Raw genomic sequence first — 16,210 nt, forward strand, 5'->3', positions numbered from 1 at the left:
CGTCAGGCCCCCAGTCCACGCAGCGCGTTGATGATCGAGTCGGTGGTCGGCTGGTGCACCTCGCCGGCCAGCCGGCCGTCGGCGAGCAGGACGACGCGGTCGGCGTAGGCGGCGGCCACCGGGTCGTGGGTGACCATGACGACGGTCTGCCCGGTCTCCCGCACGCTGGAGCGCAGCAGGTCCAGCACCTCGGCGCCGGCGTGGCTGTCCAGGTTGCCGGTCGGCTCGTCGGCGAAGACGACGTCCGGGCGGGGGAGCAGGGCCCGGGCCACGGCGACGCGCTGCTGCTGGCCGCCGGAGAGCTCGTGCGGGCGGTGCTGGAGGCGCTCGCGCAGGCCGAGACGGGCGATCACGGAGTCCATCCACGCGCGGTCCGGGCGCTGCCCGGCCAGCTGCATCGGCAGCAGGATGTTGTCCTGCGCGTTCAACACCGGGAGCAGGTTGAACGACTGGAAGACGAAGCCGATCCGCTCCCGGCGCAGCTTGGTCAGCTGGTCGTCGCGCAGGCTGGTCAGCTCGGTGTCGCCGAGCCAGACCTGCCCGGCGCTGGCGGCGTCCAGGCCGGCCAGGCAGTGCATGAGGGTCGACTTGCCGGAGCCGGAGGGCCCCATGATCGCGGTGAAGGCGCCGCGCTCGAAGGCGACGTCGACACCGGCCAGCGCGTGCACCGCCGTCTCGCCGGAGCCGTACGTCTTGCGCAGGTCGGTGGCGCGGACGGCGGCGGACGCGGTCGCCGCGGGCTCACCCGGGACGGTCATGACGGGGACGGACACTGCAGGCCTCCAGAGGCGGTGATCAGGACGTGATCACGTTCTCGCCCGGAGGCCTGCGCCCGCGTCGCCGCACGGGCTGGTCTGTGCGAGCGCGCCGCTGCCCCCGGGGGCTGACCTGCTGTCATCCTCCGGGAGGACGCCCGGCAGGTCGCCGAGTGACGGCGCGTCGACGCGGCGTCGTGCCCGGAGACGTCGACAGCTCCGCACTCGGCGGAGCAGACCTCGGGGGCTCAGGCGGGGGCGTCGCGGAGCAGGTCGGCGGGGGCGACCAGGCCGGTGCGGTAGGCCAGCACCACGGCCTGCACCCGGTCCCGGGACCCGGTCTTGGCCAGCACCCGCCCGACGTGGGTCTTCACCGTCGCCTCGCTGACGAACAGCTGGCCGGCGATCTCGGTGTTCGTCGCGCCGTAGGCCATCTGCACCAGCACCTCCCGCTCCCGCGGGGTCAGCTCGGCCAGCGCGCCCGGATCGGCCTGCGTCGTCCCGGAGCCGCCGGAGCCGCGCAGGATCGGGGCCACGTGCTGCAGCAGCCGGCGGGTGGAGCTGGCCGCGATGACCGAGTCGCCGGCGTGCACCGTGCGGACGGCGGCGAGCATCTCCTCCGGCGGGGCGTCCTTGAGCAGGAAGCCGCTGGCCCCGGCGCCGATCGCGGCGACCACGTACTCGTCCAGGTCGAAGGTGGTCAGCACGACCACCCGGGGCGGTTCGGGCAGCGCCGTCACCTGCTCGGTCGCGGCGATGCCGTCGGTGCCGGGCATGCGCACGTCCATCAGCACCACGTCGGCCGGCGTGCGGCGCAGCAGCTCGACCGCCGCCGCGCCGTCGCCGGCCTCACCTACGACGGTGAGGTCGGGCTGGGAGTCGATGACCATCCGGAAGCCGGCGCGCACCAGCTGCTGGTCGTCGACGAGGACGACGCGGATCGGGTCGGTGCTCATCGGGGGGAACGGTAGGGCAGGACGGCCTGGACGCCGAACCCGCCGCCGTGTCGTGGTCCGGCGGTCAGCCGTCCGCCGTGCAGCTCGGCCCGCTCCCGCATGCCCAGCAGCCCCTGGCCCTGCCCGTCGGACTCCACGATCGCGGCCGAGGCGCCGCGCCCGTCGTCCAGCACGGCCAGCTCGAGGGCGTCAGGGCGCCACTGCAGCCGCACCCAGGCCCGCCCGGCCGGGCCGGCGTGCTTGAGCACGTTGGTCAGCGACTCCTGCACGATCCGGTAGGCGGCCAGCTGCGCCCCGGCCGGCATCGGCTGCGGGCTGCCCTGCACGACCAGCTCGACGTCCAGCCCGCTGGCCCGCACGTCGGCGACCAGCTGGTCGATCGCGGCGACGTCGGGCTGAGGCGCGAACTCCTGCCCGTCGCCCTCGCGGAGCACCCCGAGCAGCTTCCGCATGTCGGTCAGCGCCTGCCGGCCGGTCGCCGAGATCGCCTCCAGTGCACCGGTCGCCGCCGCCGGGTCGGACTGGCCGGCGTAGCGGCCGCCGTCGGCCTGGGCGATGACCACCGACAGCGAGTGGGCGACGACGTCGTGCATCTCCCGGGCGATCCGGGCCCGTTCGGTGGACGCCGCCAGCCGCATCTCCTGCTCGCGCTCCAGCTCCAGCAGCCGGGCTCGCTCCTCCAGGCCGGCGACCTGCTGCAGCCGCGCCCGTCGCAGGTCGCCCAGCGCCCAGCAGGCCACCACCAGCACGCCGATGACGCCGGCGGCGAAGACGAAACCGAACCAGGTGCCCTCGCCGAAGTAGACCGCCGAGGCGAGCACGGCGCCCAGCAGCCCGATCGCCAGCCCGGCCCTGCTCGCCCGGCGAGGGGCGTAGGCGGCCAGCGCGTAGACCATCACCGGGGCGGCGATGTTCGCGGGCAGGAAGTACCCCGGGACGAGCACGAGCTCGAGCAGGCTGGCGACGACGACCACCGCGGCGGCACGGACCGGTCGGCGGCGGCGCCAGGCCAGCGGGACGATCAGCAACAGCGACAGCAGGACCGAGGTGGCGGCGGACCCGCCGGTGTCGTAGCCCGTCGCGGAGACGACCAGGAAGAACGCCGCGACCGCAGCGAGGGCGGCGTCGACACCGAAGGGGTGCTGCCGCAGCCACGACGCGGCGCGTTCCAGCAGTGGCTGGCCCGCAGCGGCGGGGAGGCGGTCCGGCTGCTCGCTCCGCACGTGGCTGCGGCGCAGCAGCCCCAGCGCCCAGGCCGCGACGACCGTCACCCCGAGGAGGGTCATCGTGGTGACGACGAAGGTGGGCGTCGGGCCCCGGTTGAACGTGGCACCGCCGAGCACCGCGCCCAGCAGCCCGGCCACCAGCCCGGCCCGGCCCGCCCAGCGGGGGCCGTGGGCCGTCAGCGCGTAGACCATCATCGGGGCCGCGACGTCGGCGAGCAGCAGCTCGGCGGGCAGCAGGACGAGCTGGAACAGGCAGACAAGCGCCACCACCGCGGCGGCGGGGACGGGGTGGCGACGCCGCCAGGCCAGCGGCGCGCACAGCGCCAGCCCCACCAGGACGGTCAGCTCCCCGCCGGCCCCGCCGTACCCGGACAGCCCCGGCACCGGGACCGTGACCAGCGCGACCAGGCAGGCCAGGACGACGTCGGCCGCGAAGGGGTGGCGCCGGGGCCCGGCCGCCACCCGTTCGAGCAGCGGCTGGTCCATGCTGCCGACCCTAGGCAGCGGGGGGCGGCACGTCGTCGTCCTGCGGGGTGAACCGCGTGTCAGCCCGCGGGATGAGCCGGTGTGGGACCCCGCGCGTCGCCGAGTGACAGCCCAGCGGGGTGACCGGCGACCGGGATCCCCGCTCAGCTGTCACTCGACGGGCTGTCGGACGGCAGTGGGAGGGTCACCTCGTGTCCACCTCGCTCGGCGCGGCGTTCTGGCGGCTCTACGCCGCCAGCGCCGCCTCCAACCTCGCCGACGGGGTCAACCGGGTCGCCCTGCCGCTGCTGGCGGCGACCCTCACCCGCGACCCGGTGCTGGTCGCCGGCCTGACCTCGCTGGCCTTCCTGCCCTGGCTGCTGTTCGCCCTGCCGGCCGGGGCGTTCGTCGACCGCACCGACCGCAAGCGGGCGATGGCCGCGGCCAACGGCGTCCGGGCGCTGGCCCTCACCGCCCTGGCGGTCACCGTGATCACCGGGACGGCGTCGCTGGCCGTGCTCTACGCCGTCGCGTTCGCCGTCGGGGTCGCCGAGACCGTGTACGACAGCGCGGCCCGGGCGATGCTGCCGCAGGTGGTCCGCCGCGACCAGCTCGACCGCGGCAACGGCCTGCTCACCACCGCCGAGGAGGCCAGCCAGGGGTTCATCGGCGCGCCGCTGGGCTCGGTGCTGTTCGCCCTGGCCGCCGCGGCCCCGCTGTTCACCACCGCGGGCGGGTTCCTGCTCGCCGCCGTCCTGGTGGTGGGCATCGCCGGCGCGCACCGGCCGGCCCGCGGCGACGGGCCGCGCACCACCATCCGCCGGGACGTCGCCGAGGGCGTGGGCTGGCTGTGGCGGCACCGGTTCCTCCGGGGCCTCACCCTGGTCTCGGCGAGCACGGCGCTCACCTCGGCGATGACCAGCGGCGTCCTGGTGCTGTACGCCCTGGACACCCTGGAGATGGGCGAGGCCGGCTACGGCCTGCTGCTCACCGCCTCCGGCGTGGGCGCGGTGGTCGGCGGGCTGGCGGCCGCCCCGCTGGCCGGCCGGATCGGCCGCACCGCCACGCTGGTGGCCTGCTCGGTGCTGGCCGCGCTGACCCTGGGCGCCATGGCGTTCACCGAGGACGCCGTGGTGGCCGGGGCGCTGTTCGCGGTCGGTACGGCGGGCGTGCTGTTCTGGAACGTGCTCACCATGTCGTTGCGCCAGGCGCTCATCCCCGAGGCGCTGTTCGGCCGGGTCCAGGGCGGCTACCGGACGCTGGTCTGGGGCGGGATCCCGCTGGGCGCGCTCGCCGGTGGGCTGCTGGCCGACGCGACCAGCGTGCCCACCGTGTTCGCCGTGGCCGGCGCCGTCCAGCTGGTGCTGGCCGGGGTGCTGTGGTGGCTGCTCGCCGCGCATCGGGACCTCTTGGCGAACGCCTTCGCCGCGGACGACGGGTCGGCCCCGGGATGAGCGTCAGCCGGGCGCGCCCGGGACGTCGACGTGCAGCAGGTGCGGGCCGCTGCCGTCGGCGGTGTAGCCGGTGTCCAGCTTGAGGTCACCGGAGGGCAGCCCCTGAGCCGTGCACCAGTCGTGCAGCCGGCCGAAGCCGTCCGCGATCTGGGCCAGCGGCCCGTCGTGGACCAGCCGCGCCCAGCGCCCCGCGGGCAGCACGACCGCCGCCATCCCGGCCGGCACCGGGGTGTCGGCGCCGGTGAGCACCCCGACCGTCTCCCGGTAGCGCCCACCCCCGAGGTGCTGGCTGGCCTCGACGTAGCCGGTGCCCCCCGGGCCCGGCAGTTCGGCGGCCCGGCCGAGCAGGGCCTGCCAGGCCATCGGCACCCGGTGGCGCAGCTCGTCGAACGGTGCCTCGACCTGCACCCCGACCACGCGCTGCGCGGGCAGGTCGGTCAGTTCCGGGGAGGTCGTCGTCACGCCGGAGGACCGTAGCGGCTCACCGCGCGACGGGCGGGACGATCGCACCGGTCCCGTGCGGTGACCGCTGCGCTCATCGGCCCATTCCTGCGAGCCCCGGCCGCAGGCGGCTCAGGCGGTGGCGCGCTGCTCCAGGGCCGCGGCCCGGTCGCGGGCCGCGCAGTCGGCGACGAGGTCGGCCAGCGTCCGGCGCAGGGCGACGCCCAGCCGGTCGGCCCGCACGTGCAGCTCGTCCCGGGGGAGCAGCGGCAGCCCGCTGCTGGCGAGGCGGGGCAGCAGCGCCAGGTCCTCGGCCAGCGAGGCCGCGGCCGACTCCACCGCGGCGGCCAGGGCGTCGGCGTCCGCGGAGCCGTCGGGCCGGTGCAGCAGCACGCGGGTGTGCACCCGGGTCGAGTCGGCGTCCTCGGGCTGCAGCAGTCGCAGCACGGTGGTCACCGCTCCCGTCGCCAGGTCCTCCACCCGCCGCAGCAGCTGGAACGGCGCGCGGTGGACGTGGGTGACCCGGCGTCCGGGCTCCTCGTGCACCCTGGTGGACCCGTGGCGGTCGTGGGTCACCTCCGGGGCCGTGGCGTCCGGCGACGCCGGGGCCACGAGCGAGCGGTGGGACGCGTCGAGGAAGGCGTCGGCCAGCAGCCCGGCCGGGGCGACGCTGCGCACCGGGGCCAACCAGGCCGACAGCGTGAGCGGGTCGGCCGGCCCGGGGACGTCGATCAGTTCCACCTGCGGCTGCGCCGGGGCGATCCAGACCACCCCCAGGTGCTCGGCCACGCCCCAGGCGGGCGGGTCGGCGTCCAGGGCGCCGCCGGGGCGGCGGTGCACCGTCCAGGTGCGGCCCAGCAGCCGGGTCTGCACGTACCCACCGGCGCGCAGCTCGCCGGTGAGCGCGACCGGGTGCCAGGCGTGCTCGAGGGCGGGGTGCAGGTTGTCCAGGACCGGTCCGTCGGGCTGCGGCAGGTCGGGCACCGGTTCCGGCGTGGGGCTGGTCGCTCGCGGCGGGCGGGACGTAGGCGTGGGGTCGGGGTCGGGGGCCAGCCACACCCAGCCGTCCCGCTCCTCCACCGCCCACGGGGTGGAGAGGTCGGCCCGGGGCGGGGGAGCGCCGACCGGCCCCAGCGACGGGATCTCCACGCAGCGGCCCTCCGCGTTGAACTGCCAGCCGTGGTAAGGGCACTGGACGCGCCCGTCCACCACGGTGGCGGCGGTCAGCGGCACGAGCCGGTGCGGGCAGCGCGCGGACAGCGCCGTCACCTCGGCCCCCGGCCGGAGCCGGAGGACGACGTAGGCCTGCCCGCCGGCGCCCACCGGCTGCGGCGTCGTCCCCACGTCGGCGGACCGGGCCACCGGGTACCAACCGGTACCGGCCTCCGCGCGGGGGTGCCGGGGCGTGCTCGGCCACGGGCTCTCGGTCCTGGAGGGGGCCATGCACCCAGTGCACCAGCTGGCCGTTTCCCCGGCGTTGCACCGGGATGGAATCCCGAGGTCCCCCGAAAGTCGGCCGCGTAACTATCGGAACACGGTCACTCGCGTTGTGAGTCCGGGCACCCTAGGGTGACCGCGATCACCCTCAGGCAACGCACAGTGAGGTGCCCCGTGACCCCACCGACCGACCGCAAGCTGCTGACACCGGAGGAGTACCGGCAAGCGCAGGACTCACCCGAGTTCACCGAGCTGCGCCGCCGGTTCCGTAGTTTCGCCGTCCCGATGACCGTGGCGTTCCTCGTCTGGTACCTGCTCTTCGTCCTGCTCTCCACCTACGCGCCGGACTTCATGGCGACCGAGGTCTTCGGCAACGTGAACCTCGGCATCCTGCTGGGGCTGGGGCAGTTCGTGAGCACCTTCCTGATCACCCAGCTGTACGTGCGGCACGCGAGCAAGAACACCGACCCCATCTCCGACGAGATGCGCACCCGTCTCGAGGCCCACGAGTTCGCCTCCCCCCGGACCGAGGAGACCCCCCGTGGCTGACCTGTTCGCCGCCGAGAGCGCGACCATCGGCGAGCCGGCGGTCAACATCTCGATCTTCGGCGCGTTCGTGCTGGTGACCCTGTTCATCACCTTCCGCGCCAGCCGGAACAACAAGAGCGCCGCCGACTACTACGCGGCCGGCCGCAACATCACCGGCACCCAGAACGGGCTGGCCATCGCCGGTGACTACCTGTCGGCGGCCTCGTTCCTGGGCATCGCCGGGGCCATCGCCATCTACGGCTACGACGGCTTCCTCTACTCGATCGGCTTCCTCGTCGCCTGGCTGGTGGCGCTGCTGCTGGTCGCCGAGCTGATGCGCAACACGGCCCGGTTCACCATGGCCGACGTGCTGGCCTTCCGGATGCGGCAGGGGCCGGTGCGCACCGCGGCGGCCATCTCCACGCTGTTCGTCTCGCTGTTCTACCTGCTGGCGCAGATGGCCGGTGCCGGCGGCCTGGTCGCCCTGCTCCTGGGGGTCAGCGGCGCCGCGGCCGAGGCCGTGGTGGTCGTCGTCGTCGGTGCGCTGATGATCTTCTACGTCCTGGTCGGCGGCATGCGCGGCACCACGTACGTGCAGATGATCAAGGCGACGCTGCTGATCGCCGGCGCGCTGGTGATGACGCTCTGGGTGCTCGCCGAGTACGGCTTCAGCCTCTCGGCGCTGCTCGGTGGCGCGGTCGCCTCGGAGGGCGGGCAGGTCCTGGAGCCCGGTGCCCAGTACGGGCTGTCGGGCACCACCCGGCTGGACTTCATCAGCCTCGCGCTGGCCCTGGTGCTCGGCACCGCCGGCCTGCCGCACGTGCTGATGCGCTTCTACACCGTGCCCACCGCCAAGGACGCCCGGAAGTCGGTGGTCTGGGCCATCTGGCTGATCGGCGCCTTCTACCTGTTCAGCCTGGTCATCGGCTACGGCGCCGGCGCCCTGGTGGGCTCCGAGGACATCCTCGCCGCCCCCGGCGGGGTCAACGCGGCGGCTCCGCTGCTGGCGTTCGAGCTCGGTGGCACGGTGCTGCTGGGCATCATCGCCGGCGTCGCCTTCGCCACGATCCTCGCGGTGGTGGCCGGCCTGACGATCACCGCGTCGGCGTCCTTCGCCCACGACGTCTACGCATCGGTGCTCAAGAAGGGCCAGGTGGCGCCCAACGCGGAGGTCCGGGTCGCCCGCATCACCGCGGTCGTCATCGGGGCGGTCTCCATCGGGCTCGGCATCCTGGCGCTGCGCGCCGGGATCAACATCGCCTTCCTGGTGGCGCTGGCCTTCGCGGTGGCGGCCTCGGCCAACCTGCCGACGATCCTCTACACGCTGTTCTGGAAGAACTTCACCACCCAGGGCGCGCTGTGGTCGATCTACGGCGGGCTCGTCGTCTGCATCGGCCTGATCGTCTTCTCGCCGGTGGTCTCGGGCACGGACACCTCACTGTTCCCGGACTTCGACATCGCCTGGTTCCCGCTGCGCAACCCGGGCCTGGTGTCCATCCCGCTGTCGTTCCTCCTCGGCTGGCTCGGCACGAAGGTCTCCAAGGAGCAGCCGGACGTCGACAAGTACGCCGAGCTCGAGGTCCGGTCGCTGACCGGCATCGGTGCGGAGAAGGCGGTCGCCCACTGACGTGGGGCAGCCGGACCCCGTAGACAGGGGGTCCGGTGCACGGCACGGCGCGAGGCCCGTCCCCCGGTGGGGCGGGCCTCGTTGCCGTCCTGCGGCCGGACGGCCGCCGGGTCAGGCGGCAGCGGTGGCCGGGGCGGCCTCCGGCACGGGACGGTCGGCGCCGACCGGCAGCGCGGTGTCGACGGTGGCCGTCGCGGTGGCGACCGCGGCGGAGGTCGACCGGTGCCGGCGGACGACGGTGCGGCTGACCAGGCCGGCGAGCACCACGCCGGCGGCGAGGGCGTGCTGGCCGGGCGTGGTCAGGGCGGTGGCGATCGCGGCGACGTAGACGACCGAGAGCAGCACGGTGGCGACCGGCAGCCGGCCGGGCAGGCGGAGCGCCGGGAGGTGCAGGTGCGGGGTGTGGCTGGACAGGTGCACGGCGGGACCTCCAGAGGTGGTCGGACGCCCGCCGGGCCGGCGTCCCAGGACCGCTGGTCAGCGGAGCCGGGGCGCCGGCACGGCGACGGCGCAGCGGGTGTGCCTCCGGTGGCGGATCACCGGGGGCGGCGACTCACTTGAGGGCGTCCTTCGCCTTCTGCAGCAGGCCCTGCATCGGCACCGGCGGGGTGCCGTAGAGGCGCGGGTCGCCCGGGGGCAGGATCGGGGCGTCGGCGGTCGCGGCGATCGGGGCGGCGCGGAGGGTGTTGTCCGTCCCGTCCAGGGCCGGGCCGTTGGCCCAGCGGCCGTTGGCGGCCTCGGCGCCGTCGGAGGCGTCGATGAAGGTGTAGGCGAACTCCGGCAGCTCCTCCTCCAGCGGGAACGCCTCGGGCACCGGGATGCCGTCCAGGCCGTCGGCCTTGAGCTCCTCCATGGCGGCCAGCCACTGCTGCTGGTGCATGTGGTCGCGGGTGAGCAGGAAGCGGAGCAGGTCCTTGACGCCCGGGTCGTCGGTCATGTTCCACAGGCGGGCGACCTGCAGCCGGCCCTGCATCTCGGCGGTGGCGTTGTAGGAGAAGTCGGCCATCAGGTTGCCGCTGGCGGTGACGTACGCGCCGGTCCAGGGGTTGCCCATGCTGTCCATGTAGGACGCGCCGCCGCCGTTGGCGATGGCGTGCTGCGGGTTGAGCTGACCGTAGCCGGCCGCGGCCTCCTTGGTGCGGTCGGCGGCGTCGGGCTTGAGCGGCATGTGGTCCAGCAGCCGGTCGATCATCGTCACGATCATCTCGACGTGGGCCAGCTCCTCGGTGCCGATGGCCAGGAGCATGTCCTTGTACTTGCCGGGCAGGCGGCAGTTCCAGCCCTGGAGCAGGTACTGGGTGGCGACGGTCATCTCGCCCCACTGGCCACCGAGCACCTCCTGCATCTTGCGGGCGAAGTCGGCGTCGGGGCCGTCGGGCTTGGCCTCGAACTGGAGTGCGTGGGTGTGCGTGAACACGGGCGTTCTCCCTCTGCGTCGTCGCTGTCGCCGCCCTCGCGGTGACAACAGACAGATGCCCCCACCGGTTGTCACCCCCGTGCCGTCCGGTGGCCCGCAGGGGCCGACCTGTCCGGCAGCTCCCGCGCAGGCCCGAGGGAACGCGCCGTCAGCGATCCGGCAGCCGCACCACCAGGGTGAAGTCGCCGCCCTCGCCCAGGCGCCAGGCCAGCCGGCCGCCCAGCTCGCGGGTCTGCCGCTGCACCGACCACAGACCCAGCCCGCTCAGGTCGACCGGCGGGGTCGGCCGGCGCAGGTGCCCCAGCACCCGGTCAGCGGGGACCCCCGGCTGGGTGAGGGCGAACTCCACCCACTCCGCGCGGCGGTCGACCCCCAGCCGCACCGGCCGGCCCTGCCCGTGGCGGTGGGCGTTCTCCAGCAGGTTGGTCAGGATGCGCTGCACCCGGGCGTCACCGACCACGACGTCCGCTGCGTCCTCCCCCACCCGCACGGTCAGCTGGGCGCCGGGCAGCCCGGAGGCGGCCACCGAGGCCTGCAGCACGTCGGCCAGGCTCCGCGCGCCCCGCCGCGCCGGCGCGCCACCCGTGGCGTCGGCGGTGCGCAGCATCGAGGCCAGGTGCTGGGCCTGGGCGCGGGCCAGCTCGAGCAGCTCGGGACGGCGGTCGTCGTCGCCGTCCAGCCGGTCGAGCACCGACTCCAGGGCGGCCAGCGGGCTGCGCATGTCGTGGCAGAGCGCGCGCACCAGGGCGTCCCCGGTGCTGACCTCCTCGGTGGCCGGGTGCGGCAGGTGGCTGCGCACGACCCGGACCAGGTCGGTGAGCAGTCCGGGCAGGGTGGCAGGGCGTGTGTCGGCAGCGAGTGTCACGGGCACCTCCGGGGTTGCGGTCGGTCAGCCACGCCGGGCGCAGCCGATCTCTGGGAGTGACGTGGAGGGACTCGACGTGGGTGCCGCTGCTGAGCACCGCCCCCCGGTGGACGTGGTGGTCATCGACGACCACCCGCTGTTCAGTCGTGGGCTGTCGCTGTTGCTGCCGCCGGAGAGCGGTGGCCGGGTGCGGGTGGTCGGCACCACCGAGGACGCGTCGGCCGGTGCGGCGCTGGTGCGCCGGCACAACGCCGACGTCGCGGTGGTGGACCTGCACATGCCCCCGCCCGGTGGCACCCGGGCGATCGCGGCCATCCGCCGGACCGAGCCGATGGTGCGGATCGTGGCGCTCTCCGGGCTGGCCGAGGCCGACGCCGCGCTGGAGGCCCTGCGGGCCGGGGCCAGCGCCTTCCTGCCGAAGACCACCAGCCCGGAAGCGCTCGTCCGCCCGTTGCTCGCCGTCCTGGACGGCTGGTCGGTGATCCCCGAGTCACTGCTGCGCCAGCTGCTGGACGACGCCGCGCCCTCCGCCGACCAGGGCATCGCCGCGCAGCTGTCCGCCGACGACCGGCGGCTGTGGAAGCTGGTGGCCGCCGGCACGAGCACCGTGGACATCGCCACCACGCTGCACGTCTCCGAGCGCACCGTGAAGCGGCTGGTGGCCAACCTGCTGCGCCAGCTGCGGGTCTCCACCCGCGTGGAGGCGGCCGCGCTGGCCGGCCGGGTCGGCCTCGAACACGGAGCGGCCGGCTCCGGGCGCTGACGGCGTGAGCGGGACATCGCCCCCCGGCTACCCGGTGCGCCCCGCCGCACCCGCGGACCGGGCGGTTCCGGAAGAACAGCGGTGGCTCGTCGCTACTGTCCGCTCATGTCCGCACGGATCGTCCTGCTCGGGGCCACCGGCCACACCGGCGGCCTGACGGCGGCCGCGCTCACCGCGCGCGGCGCCCGGCCGGTGCTCGCCGGCCGCGACCCGGACCGGCTGGCGCCGCTGGCCCGGCAGCTGGGCGGGGACGCCGGGCCGCTGGAGACCGCGACGGCCGACGTGACCGACGAGAGCTCGGTGCGGGCCCTGGTCGGTCGCGGTGACGTGCTGGTCACCACCGTCGGCCCGTTCCTGCGTCACGGGGAGGCCGCGGTCGCCGCCGCGGCGGACGCCGGTGCGGTCTACCTGGACTCGACCGGTGAGCCGCCGTTCCTGCGCCGGGTGTTCGAGGAGTTCGGGCCGCGGGCGGAGCGGAGCGGGGCGGCGCTGCTGACCGCGTTCGGGCACGACTACGCCCCGGGCGTGCTGGCCGGTGCGCTGGCGCTGGCCGAGGCCGGGGACCGCGCGCACCGGGTCGACGTCGGGTACAGCCGGGACGCCGGGCCGGGGAAGGGCTTCTCCCGCGGCACGCTGGTCTCGCTGCTGGGCGTGCTGCTCGAACCCGGGCACGCCTGGTCCGGCGGCCGGCTGGTCACCGAGCCGGCCGGGGCGCACGACTGGCGGTTCGACGTGGCCGGGCGCACCCGCCGCGGCCTGTCGGTCGGCGGCTCGGAGCACCTCACCCTGCCCGGCCTGGCGCCGTCCCTGCGCACGGTCGGGGTGTACCTGGACTGGTTCGGCCCGGTGACCGGTGTGGCGCACCGGCTGGCCCCGCTCGGCCCGCTGCTGGGCCGGGTCCCCGGTGCACCGGCCGGCCTGACGCGCGTCGCCGACCTGGTCGGCAGCCGGTTCGCCACCGCGCCGACCACCCAGGGTCCGAGCCGGACGCACGTCGTCGCCGAGGTCCGCGACGCCGCGGGGGAGCGGGTGTCCCGGGTGCGCCTGCTCGGCCCGGACCCGTACCCGATGACCGCGGACCTGCTCGCCTGGGCGGCGGTCCGGGCGGCGGAGGGCGGGGTGCGCGGTACCGGCGCGCTCGGCCCGGTGCAGGCCTTCGGCCTCGCCGAGCTCACCGCGGGTGCGGCCACCGCCGGCATCGTCCGCCCGTGAACGAGCAGGTGGCCTGCGTCGACATCGGCTCGACGTGGACCAAGGCGGCGCTGGTCGAGCTGTCCACCGGCCGCCTGGTCGAGACCCGGCAGGCCCCGACCACCCCGGACGACGTCGTCGCCGGGGTGCTCGCCGCCACCTCGGGCTGGGAGGCCCCGGTGCGGGCCTGCTCCAGCGCGGGCGGCGGGCTGCGGCTCGCGGTGGTCGGCTACGAGGAGCTGATCAGCGCCGAGGCCGGCCACCGGGCCGCGCTGTCCGCCGGCGCCCGGGTCGTGCACGTGGCGGCCGGCCGGCTGGACGACGCGGCGCTGCGGCGACTGGGCGAAGCCGCCCCGGACGTCGTCCTGCTGGTGGGCGGGACCGACGGCGGGGACGCGACGGTGCTGCGGCACAACGCCGCCGCCCTGGCCGGCCCGGCCCTGCTGCAGGGGCCCGGTGCGAGCTCGCGAGTACCGGGGGGCAGTGGGGCCCTCCCGGCCGTCCCGGTGGTGCTGGCCGGCAACGCCGACGTCCGGGAGCAGGTGGCCGGCCTGCTCGCGGACGCCGGCGTCCCGGTCACCGCGGTGGACAACGTGCTGCCCGACATCGGCCGGCTGGCGCCGGAGCCCGCCCGCGCGGCCATCCGTGACGTCTTCCTCACCCACGTCATCGGCGGGGACCGGCTGTCCACCGACCCGCGGCTGCGCACCTGGGTGCGGGCGGTGACCCCGGACGCAGTCCTCGACGGGGTCGCCGCGCTCGCCGGCCTGCGGGCGGGCACCGAGGCACCCGGCGTGCTCGTGCTCGACGTCGGCGGTGCCACCACCGACGTGCACTGCGTCCCGGCGGTCGACGCCGAGCAGACCTCGCTGCACCGCTCGGCGGTCGGGGTGCCGGCCCGGCGGCGCACCGTGGAGGGAGACCTCGGCGTGCAGTCCAGCGCCGATGCGCTCCGGGGAGCCGCCCGGGCCGAGGGCCTCGGCGTGCCGGGGGACGACCCGCTGGCGCTCGGCGAGGCGGCCGCGGTGGTGGCGCTGCGTCGCCACCTGCGGGCCGAGGCTGCGTTCGGCCCCGGCGGGGCGAGCGCGCGGGGCGTCGGGCTGGTCGTCCTGTCCGGAGGTGTCTTTCGGCACGCCGAGCCGGCCGCGGTCGAGGCGGTCGTGGCACGGCTGGCCGACGACCGCGGCGGGGCCGGGGGCGTGCTGGCCGGCACCCGCGTCGTCGTCGACGCCCGGTACGTGCTCGCCGCCGCCGGCCTGCTGGCCGACGACGCCCCGGACGCGACCGCCGGCCTGCTCGCCGGCCTGCTCTCCGGCTGAGCGGTTGGAGCGTCGGTAGGAGGTGAGGTCAGGTCAGCAGCGGTCGTCCAGGTCGCCGTCCCGACCACCGATCACGACCCTGGGCCGGCACTCCCGGCGTTGACCGGGCAGAGCTGCTCGACGCTGGGTGGGGCAGCGGGCTCCGCTGCGCCGGTCGCCGGTCGATCCGCGCCGTCAGGCTGACCACCGGCGCGACCGTCCGCGGGCCGGGTGCTCTGCTCAGCCCACCCGGATGCCCAGCTCCGCGGCCAGTCCGGCGGCCCAGCCGGTCAGCTGCCCCGGGCTGATAGTGCAGCCGCGCAGGTCGGCGACGCCGTCCAGCTGCTCGACCTCCGCACCGCGCAGGTCGACGTCCCGGTTGCGCGCCTGCCGCAGCACCAGCGAGCCCACCGTGCAGTCGACCAGCCGGAGGTCGCGCAGGTCGGCGCCGCTGGCGTCCAGCTCGCCGATCGTGCAGCCGGTGAGCTGGACGTCGACCAGGGTGGCCCTGCGCAGGTCGAGGAAGTCGACCTTCACCTCGGTCAGGCCCACCCGCGTCAGCCCGGCGCCGGAGGCGGTGATCGCCCCGAACCGGCCGCCGTCGACCACCACGTCGAGCAGCGTGGCGTCGACCAGCGACCAGGCGGGTGAGCGCGGGCCGGTGAACAGGCAGGTGGCCAGCCGTGCCCGGTCGAACGGCACGCCGGCCAGGTCGCAGTCGGTGAGCACGCACTCCAGGAACCGGGCGCCGGTCGCGTCCCCGGTCAGCGCGGGCCCGGGGAAGCGCAGCCCGTCGGCCGTGCCGCCGCCGGTCAGCTCCGGGCCGGGGGCGTCGTCCAGTGGGGGGAGCAGCGCCTCGAGGTCGGCGGCGTCGATGGGCACGGCGCCATCCTGGCCCCACCGAGGTCGATCAGCGCGATCTCCGCCGGCGCCTGTTCGCCGGCCGGGCTCCCGGCCGGGGTGCGGGCGCCGGCGTGTGCTCGGGCGCAACGGGCGGGGTGGCCGGCGGCATCCGCCGGAGCACGAACAGCTGCTGACCCAGGGTCCACAGGTTGTTCGTGGTCCAGTAGACGAGCACCCCGATCGGGAAGAAGAAGCCGGTGACCAGCAGCCCGGCCGGCATGCCGTAGAGCAGCACCTCCTGCACCGTGGCCGCCTGGCCCTCGACCGGTCCGGCGCGCCGCTGGGTCAGCTTCTGGGTCAGGAAGGAGGTCACGCACATCGCCACGATCAGCACGGTGGCGACCACCTGGACCCGGGTCTCCGAGGCGCCGGCCTGGTCGAGGACGGCCGAGCGCAGCGGCTCGCGCATCGTGAACGCGCTGGAGATCGGTGCCCCGGCGAGCGTGGCGTCGGCTGCCTGCTGGGTGAGCTGGAAGGACCAGCCGTAGAGCCCGTCCGCACCCGGGGCGAGCCGGCGGAGCACGTGCAGCAGCGCGAGGAAGACCGGGACCTGCAGCAGCGACGGCAGGCAGCCGGCCAGCGGGTTGACCCCGCGCTCCTGCTGGAGCGCCAGGACCTCGCGGCTGAGGCGCTGCGCGTCGCCGGCGTGCCGCTCCCGCAGCGCCCGGATCTCGGGCTGGAGCTCCTGCACCGCCCGCTGCGACCGCACCTGCCGCGTGAACAGCGGCACGAGCAGCAGTCGGACGGTGATGACGAGCAGGACGATGGCCAGCACCCAGGCGGGGCCGCCGGCCGGGTCGAGGAACGTGGCGAGCAGGGCGTGCCACTGCGCCAGCGTCCAGGCGATCACGGTGTACAGCCAGTCGAGCATGACGGGACCTCGA

Annotated in this window: 16 protein-coding genes; 6 read left to right on the forward strand and 10 right to left on the reverse strand. The window is 75.5% G+C overall.

Features of this window, described 5'->3' with window-relative positions:
* Nucleotides 1-2 precede the first annotated feature (2 nt).
* The 3 genes from ACJTNH_RS11495 to ACJTNH_RS11505 form a co-directional block, all read right to left on the reverse strand.
* Nucleotides 3-773, reverse strand: coding sequence for an ABC transporter ATP-binding protein (locus ACJTNH_RS11495; RefSeq protein ID WP_458175713.1), 771 nt, complete (start codon nt 771-773; stop codon nt 3-5).
* A gap of 230 nt (nt 774-1,003) precedes the next feature.
* A complete protein-coding gene (locus ACJTNH_RS11500; RefSeq protein WP_458175715.1) occupies nt 1,004-1,711 on the reverse strand; it encodes a response regulator in 708 nt (235 codons plus the stop codon).
* On the reverse strand, nt 1,708-3,423 hold the full coding sequence (locus tag ACJTNH_RS11505; protein ID WP_458175717.1) for a sensor histidine kinase: 1,716 nt from the start codon (nt 3,421-3,423) through the stop codon (nt 1,708-1,710). The genes ACJTNH_RS11500 and ACJTNH_RS11505 overlap by 4 nt, the downstream gene beginning before the upstream one ends.
* Before the next feature lie 191 nt (nt 3,424-3,614).
* Between ACJTNH_RS11505 and ACJTNH_RS11510 the strand changes: the two genes are divergently transcribed.
* Nucleotides 3,615-4,856, forward strand: coding sequence for an MFS transporter (locus tag ACJTNH_RS11510; protein WP_458175719.1), 1,242 nt, complete (start codon nt 3,615-3,617; stop codon nt 4,854-4,856).
* A 3-nt stretch (nt 4,857-4,859) separates the two neighbouring features.
* On the opposite strand, the gene ACJTNH_RS11515 is transcribed toward ACJTNH_RS11510, so the two are convergent.
* Nucleotides 4,860-5,318 carry a GyrI-like domain-containing protein gene (locus ACJTNH_RS11515; protein WP_458175721.1) on the reverse strand — a complete coding sequence of 153 codons (459 nt, stop codon included), beginning with the start codon at nt 5,316-5,318 and terminating at the stop codon, nt 4,860-4,862.
* Between the two features lie 111 nt (nt 5,319-5,429).
* Nucleotides 5,430-6,740 (reverse strand): Rieske 2Fe-2S domain-containing protein, encoded by a 1,311-nt coding sequence (locus tag ACJTNH_RS11520; RefSeq protein WP_458175723.1) that lies wholly within the window; start codon nt 6,738-6,740, stop codon nt 5,430-5,432.
* A 168-nt stretch (nt 6,741-6,908) separates the two neighbouring features.
* Here ACJTNH_RS11520 and ACJTNH_RS11525 point away from each other — a divergent pair, with 168 nt between their 5' ends.
* Nucleotides 6,909-7,283, forward strand: coding sequence for a DUF485 domain-containing protein (locus ACJTNH_RS11525; protein WP_458175725.1), 375 nt, complete (start codon nt 6,909-6,911; stop codon nt 7,281-7,283).
* Nucleotides 7,276-8,889, forward strand: coding sequence for a solute symporter family protein (locus ACJTNH_RS11530; RefSeq protein ID WP_458175727.1), 1,614 nt, complete (start codon nt 7,276-7,278; stop codon nt 8,887-8,889). The genes ACJTNH_RS11525 and ACJTNH_RS11530 overlap by 8 nt, the downstream gene beginning before the upstream one ends.
* Before the next feature lie 111 nt (nt 8,890-9,000).
* Here the strand turns inward: ACJTNH_RS11530 and ACJTNH_RS11535 are convergent, their stop codons facing one another.
* From ACJTNH_RS11535 to ACJTNH_RS11545, 3 genes are all read right to left on the reverse strand, one after another.
* The gene (locus ACJTNH_RS11535) at nt 9,001-9,309 is read right to left on the reverse strand and encodes a hypothetical protein (protein ID WP_458175729.1); all 309 of its coding nucleotides are present in this window, start codon (nt 9,307-9,309) and stop codon (nt 9,001-9,003) included.
* A gap of 133 nt (nt 9,310-9,442) precedes the next feature.
* Nucleotides 9,443-10,306 (reverse strand): manganese catalase family protein, encoded by an 864-nt coding sequence (locus ACJTNH_RS11540; RefSeq protein ID WP_458175731.1) that lies wholly within the window; start codon nt 10,304-10,306, stop codon nt 9,443-9,445.
* A 148-nt stretch (nt 10,307-10,454) separates the two neighbouring features.
* Complete coding sequence (locus ACJTNH_RS11545; RefSeq protein WP_458175733.1) at nt 10,455-11,171, reverse strand: sensor histidine kinase; 717 nt, start codon at nt 11,169-11,171, stop codon at nt 10,455-10,457.
* Nucleotides 11,172-11,247: 76 nt separating this feature from the next.
* Between ACJTNH_RS11545 and ACJTNH_RS11550 the strand changes: the two genes are divergently transcribed.
* The 3 genes from ACJTNH_RS11550 to ACJTNH_RS11560 all read left to right on the forward strand — a co-directional run bounded on the left by ACJTNH_RS11550 (nt 11,248) and on the right by ACJTNH_RS11560 (nt 14,444).
* Entirely contained in the window at nt 11,248-11,934 is a 687-nt protein-coding gene (locus ACJTNH_RS11550; RefSeq protein WP_458175735.1) for a response regulator, read from the forward strand.
* A 105-nt stretch (nt 11,935-12,039) separates the two neighbouring features.
* Complete coding sequence (locus ACJTNH_RS11555; RefSeq protein ID WP_458175737.1) at nt 12,040-13,146, forward strand: saccharopine dehydrogenase family protein; 1,107 nt, start codon at nt 12,040-12,042, stop codon at nt 13,144-13,146.
* Nucleotides 13,143-14,444, forward strand: coding sequence for a glutamate mutase L (locus ACJTNH_RS11560; RefSeq protein WP_458175739.1), 1,302 nt, complete (start codon nt 13,143-13,145; stop codon nt 14,442-14,444). The genes ACJTNH_RS11555 and ACJTNH_RS11560 overlap by 4 nt, the downstream gene beginning before the upstream one ends.
* A gap of 219 nt (nt 14,445-14,663) precedes the next feature.
* Here ACJTNH_RS11560 and ACJTNH_RS11565 read toward each other — a convergent pair whose 3' ends face one another.
* Together ACJTNH_RS11565 and yidC are read right to left on the reverse strand one after the other, a co-directional pair.
* A complete protein-coding gene (locus tag ACJTNH_RS11565) occupies nt 14,664-15,305 on the reverse strand; it encodes a pentapeptide repeat-containing protein (protein ID WP_458175741.1) in 642 nt (213 codons plus the stop codon).
* Between the two features lie 28 nt (nt 15,306-15,333).
* Nucleotides 15,334-16,197 (reverse strand): membrane protein insertase YidC, encoded by an 864-nt coding sequence (gene yidC / locus ACJTNH_RS11570; protein ID WP_458175743.1) that lies wholly within the window; start codon nt 16,195-16,197, stop codon nt 15,334-15,336.
* Between the last annotated feature and the right edge of the window lie 13 nt (nt 16,198-16,210).

The sequence above is a fragment of the Modestobacter lacusdianchii genome (assembly GCF_054177765.1).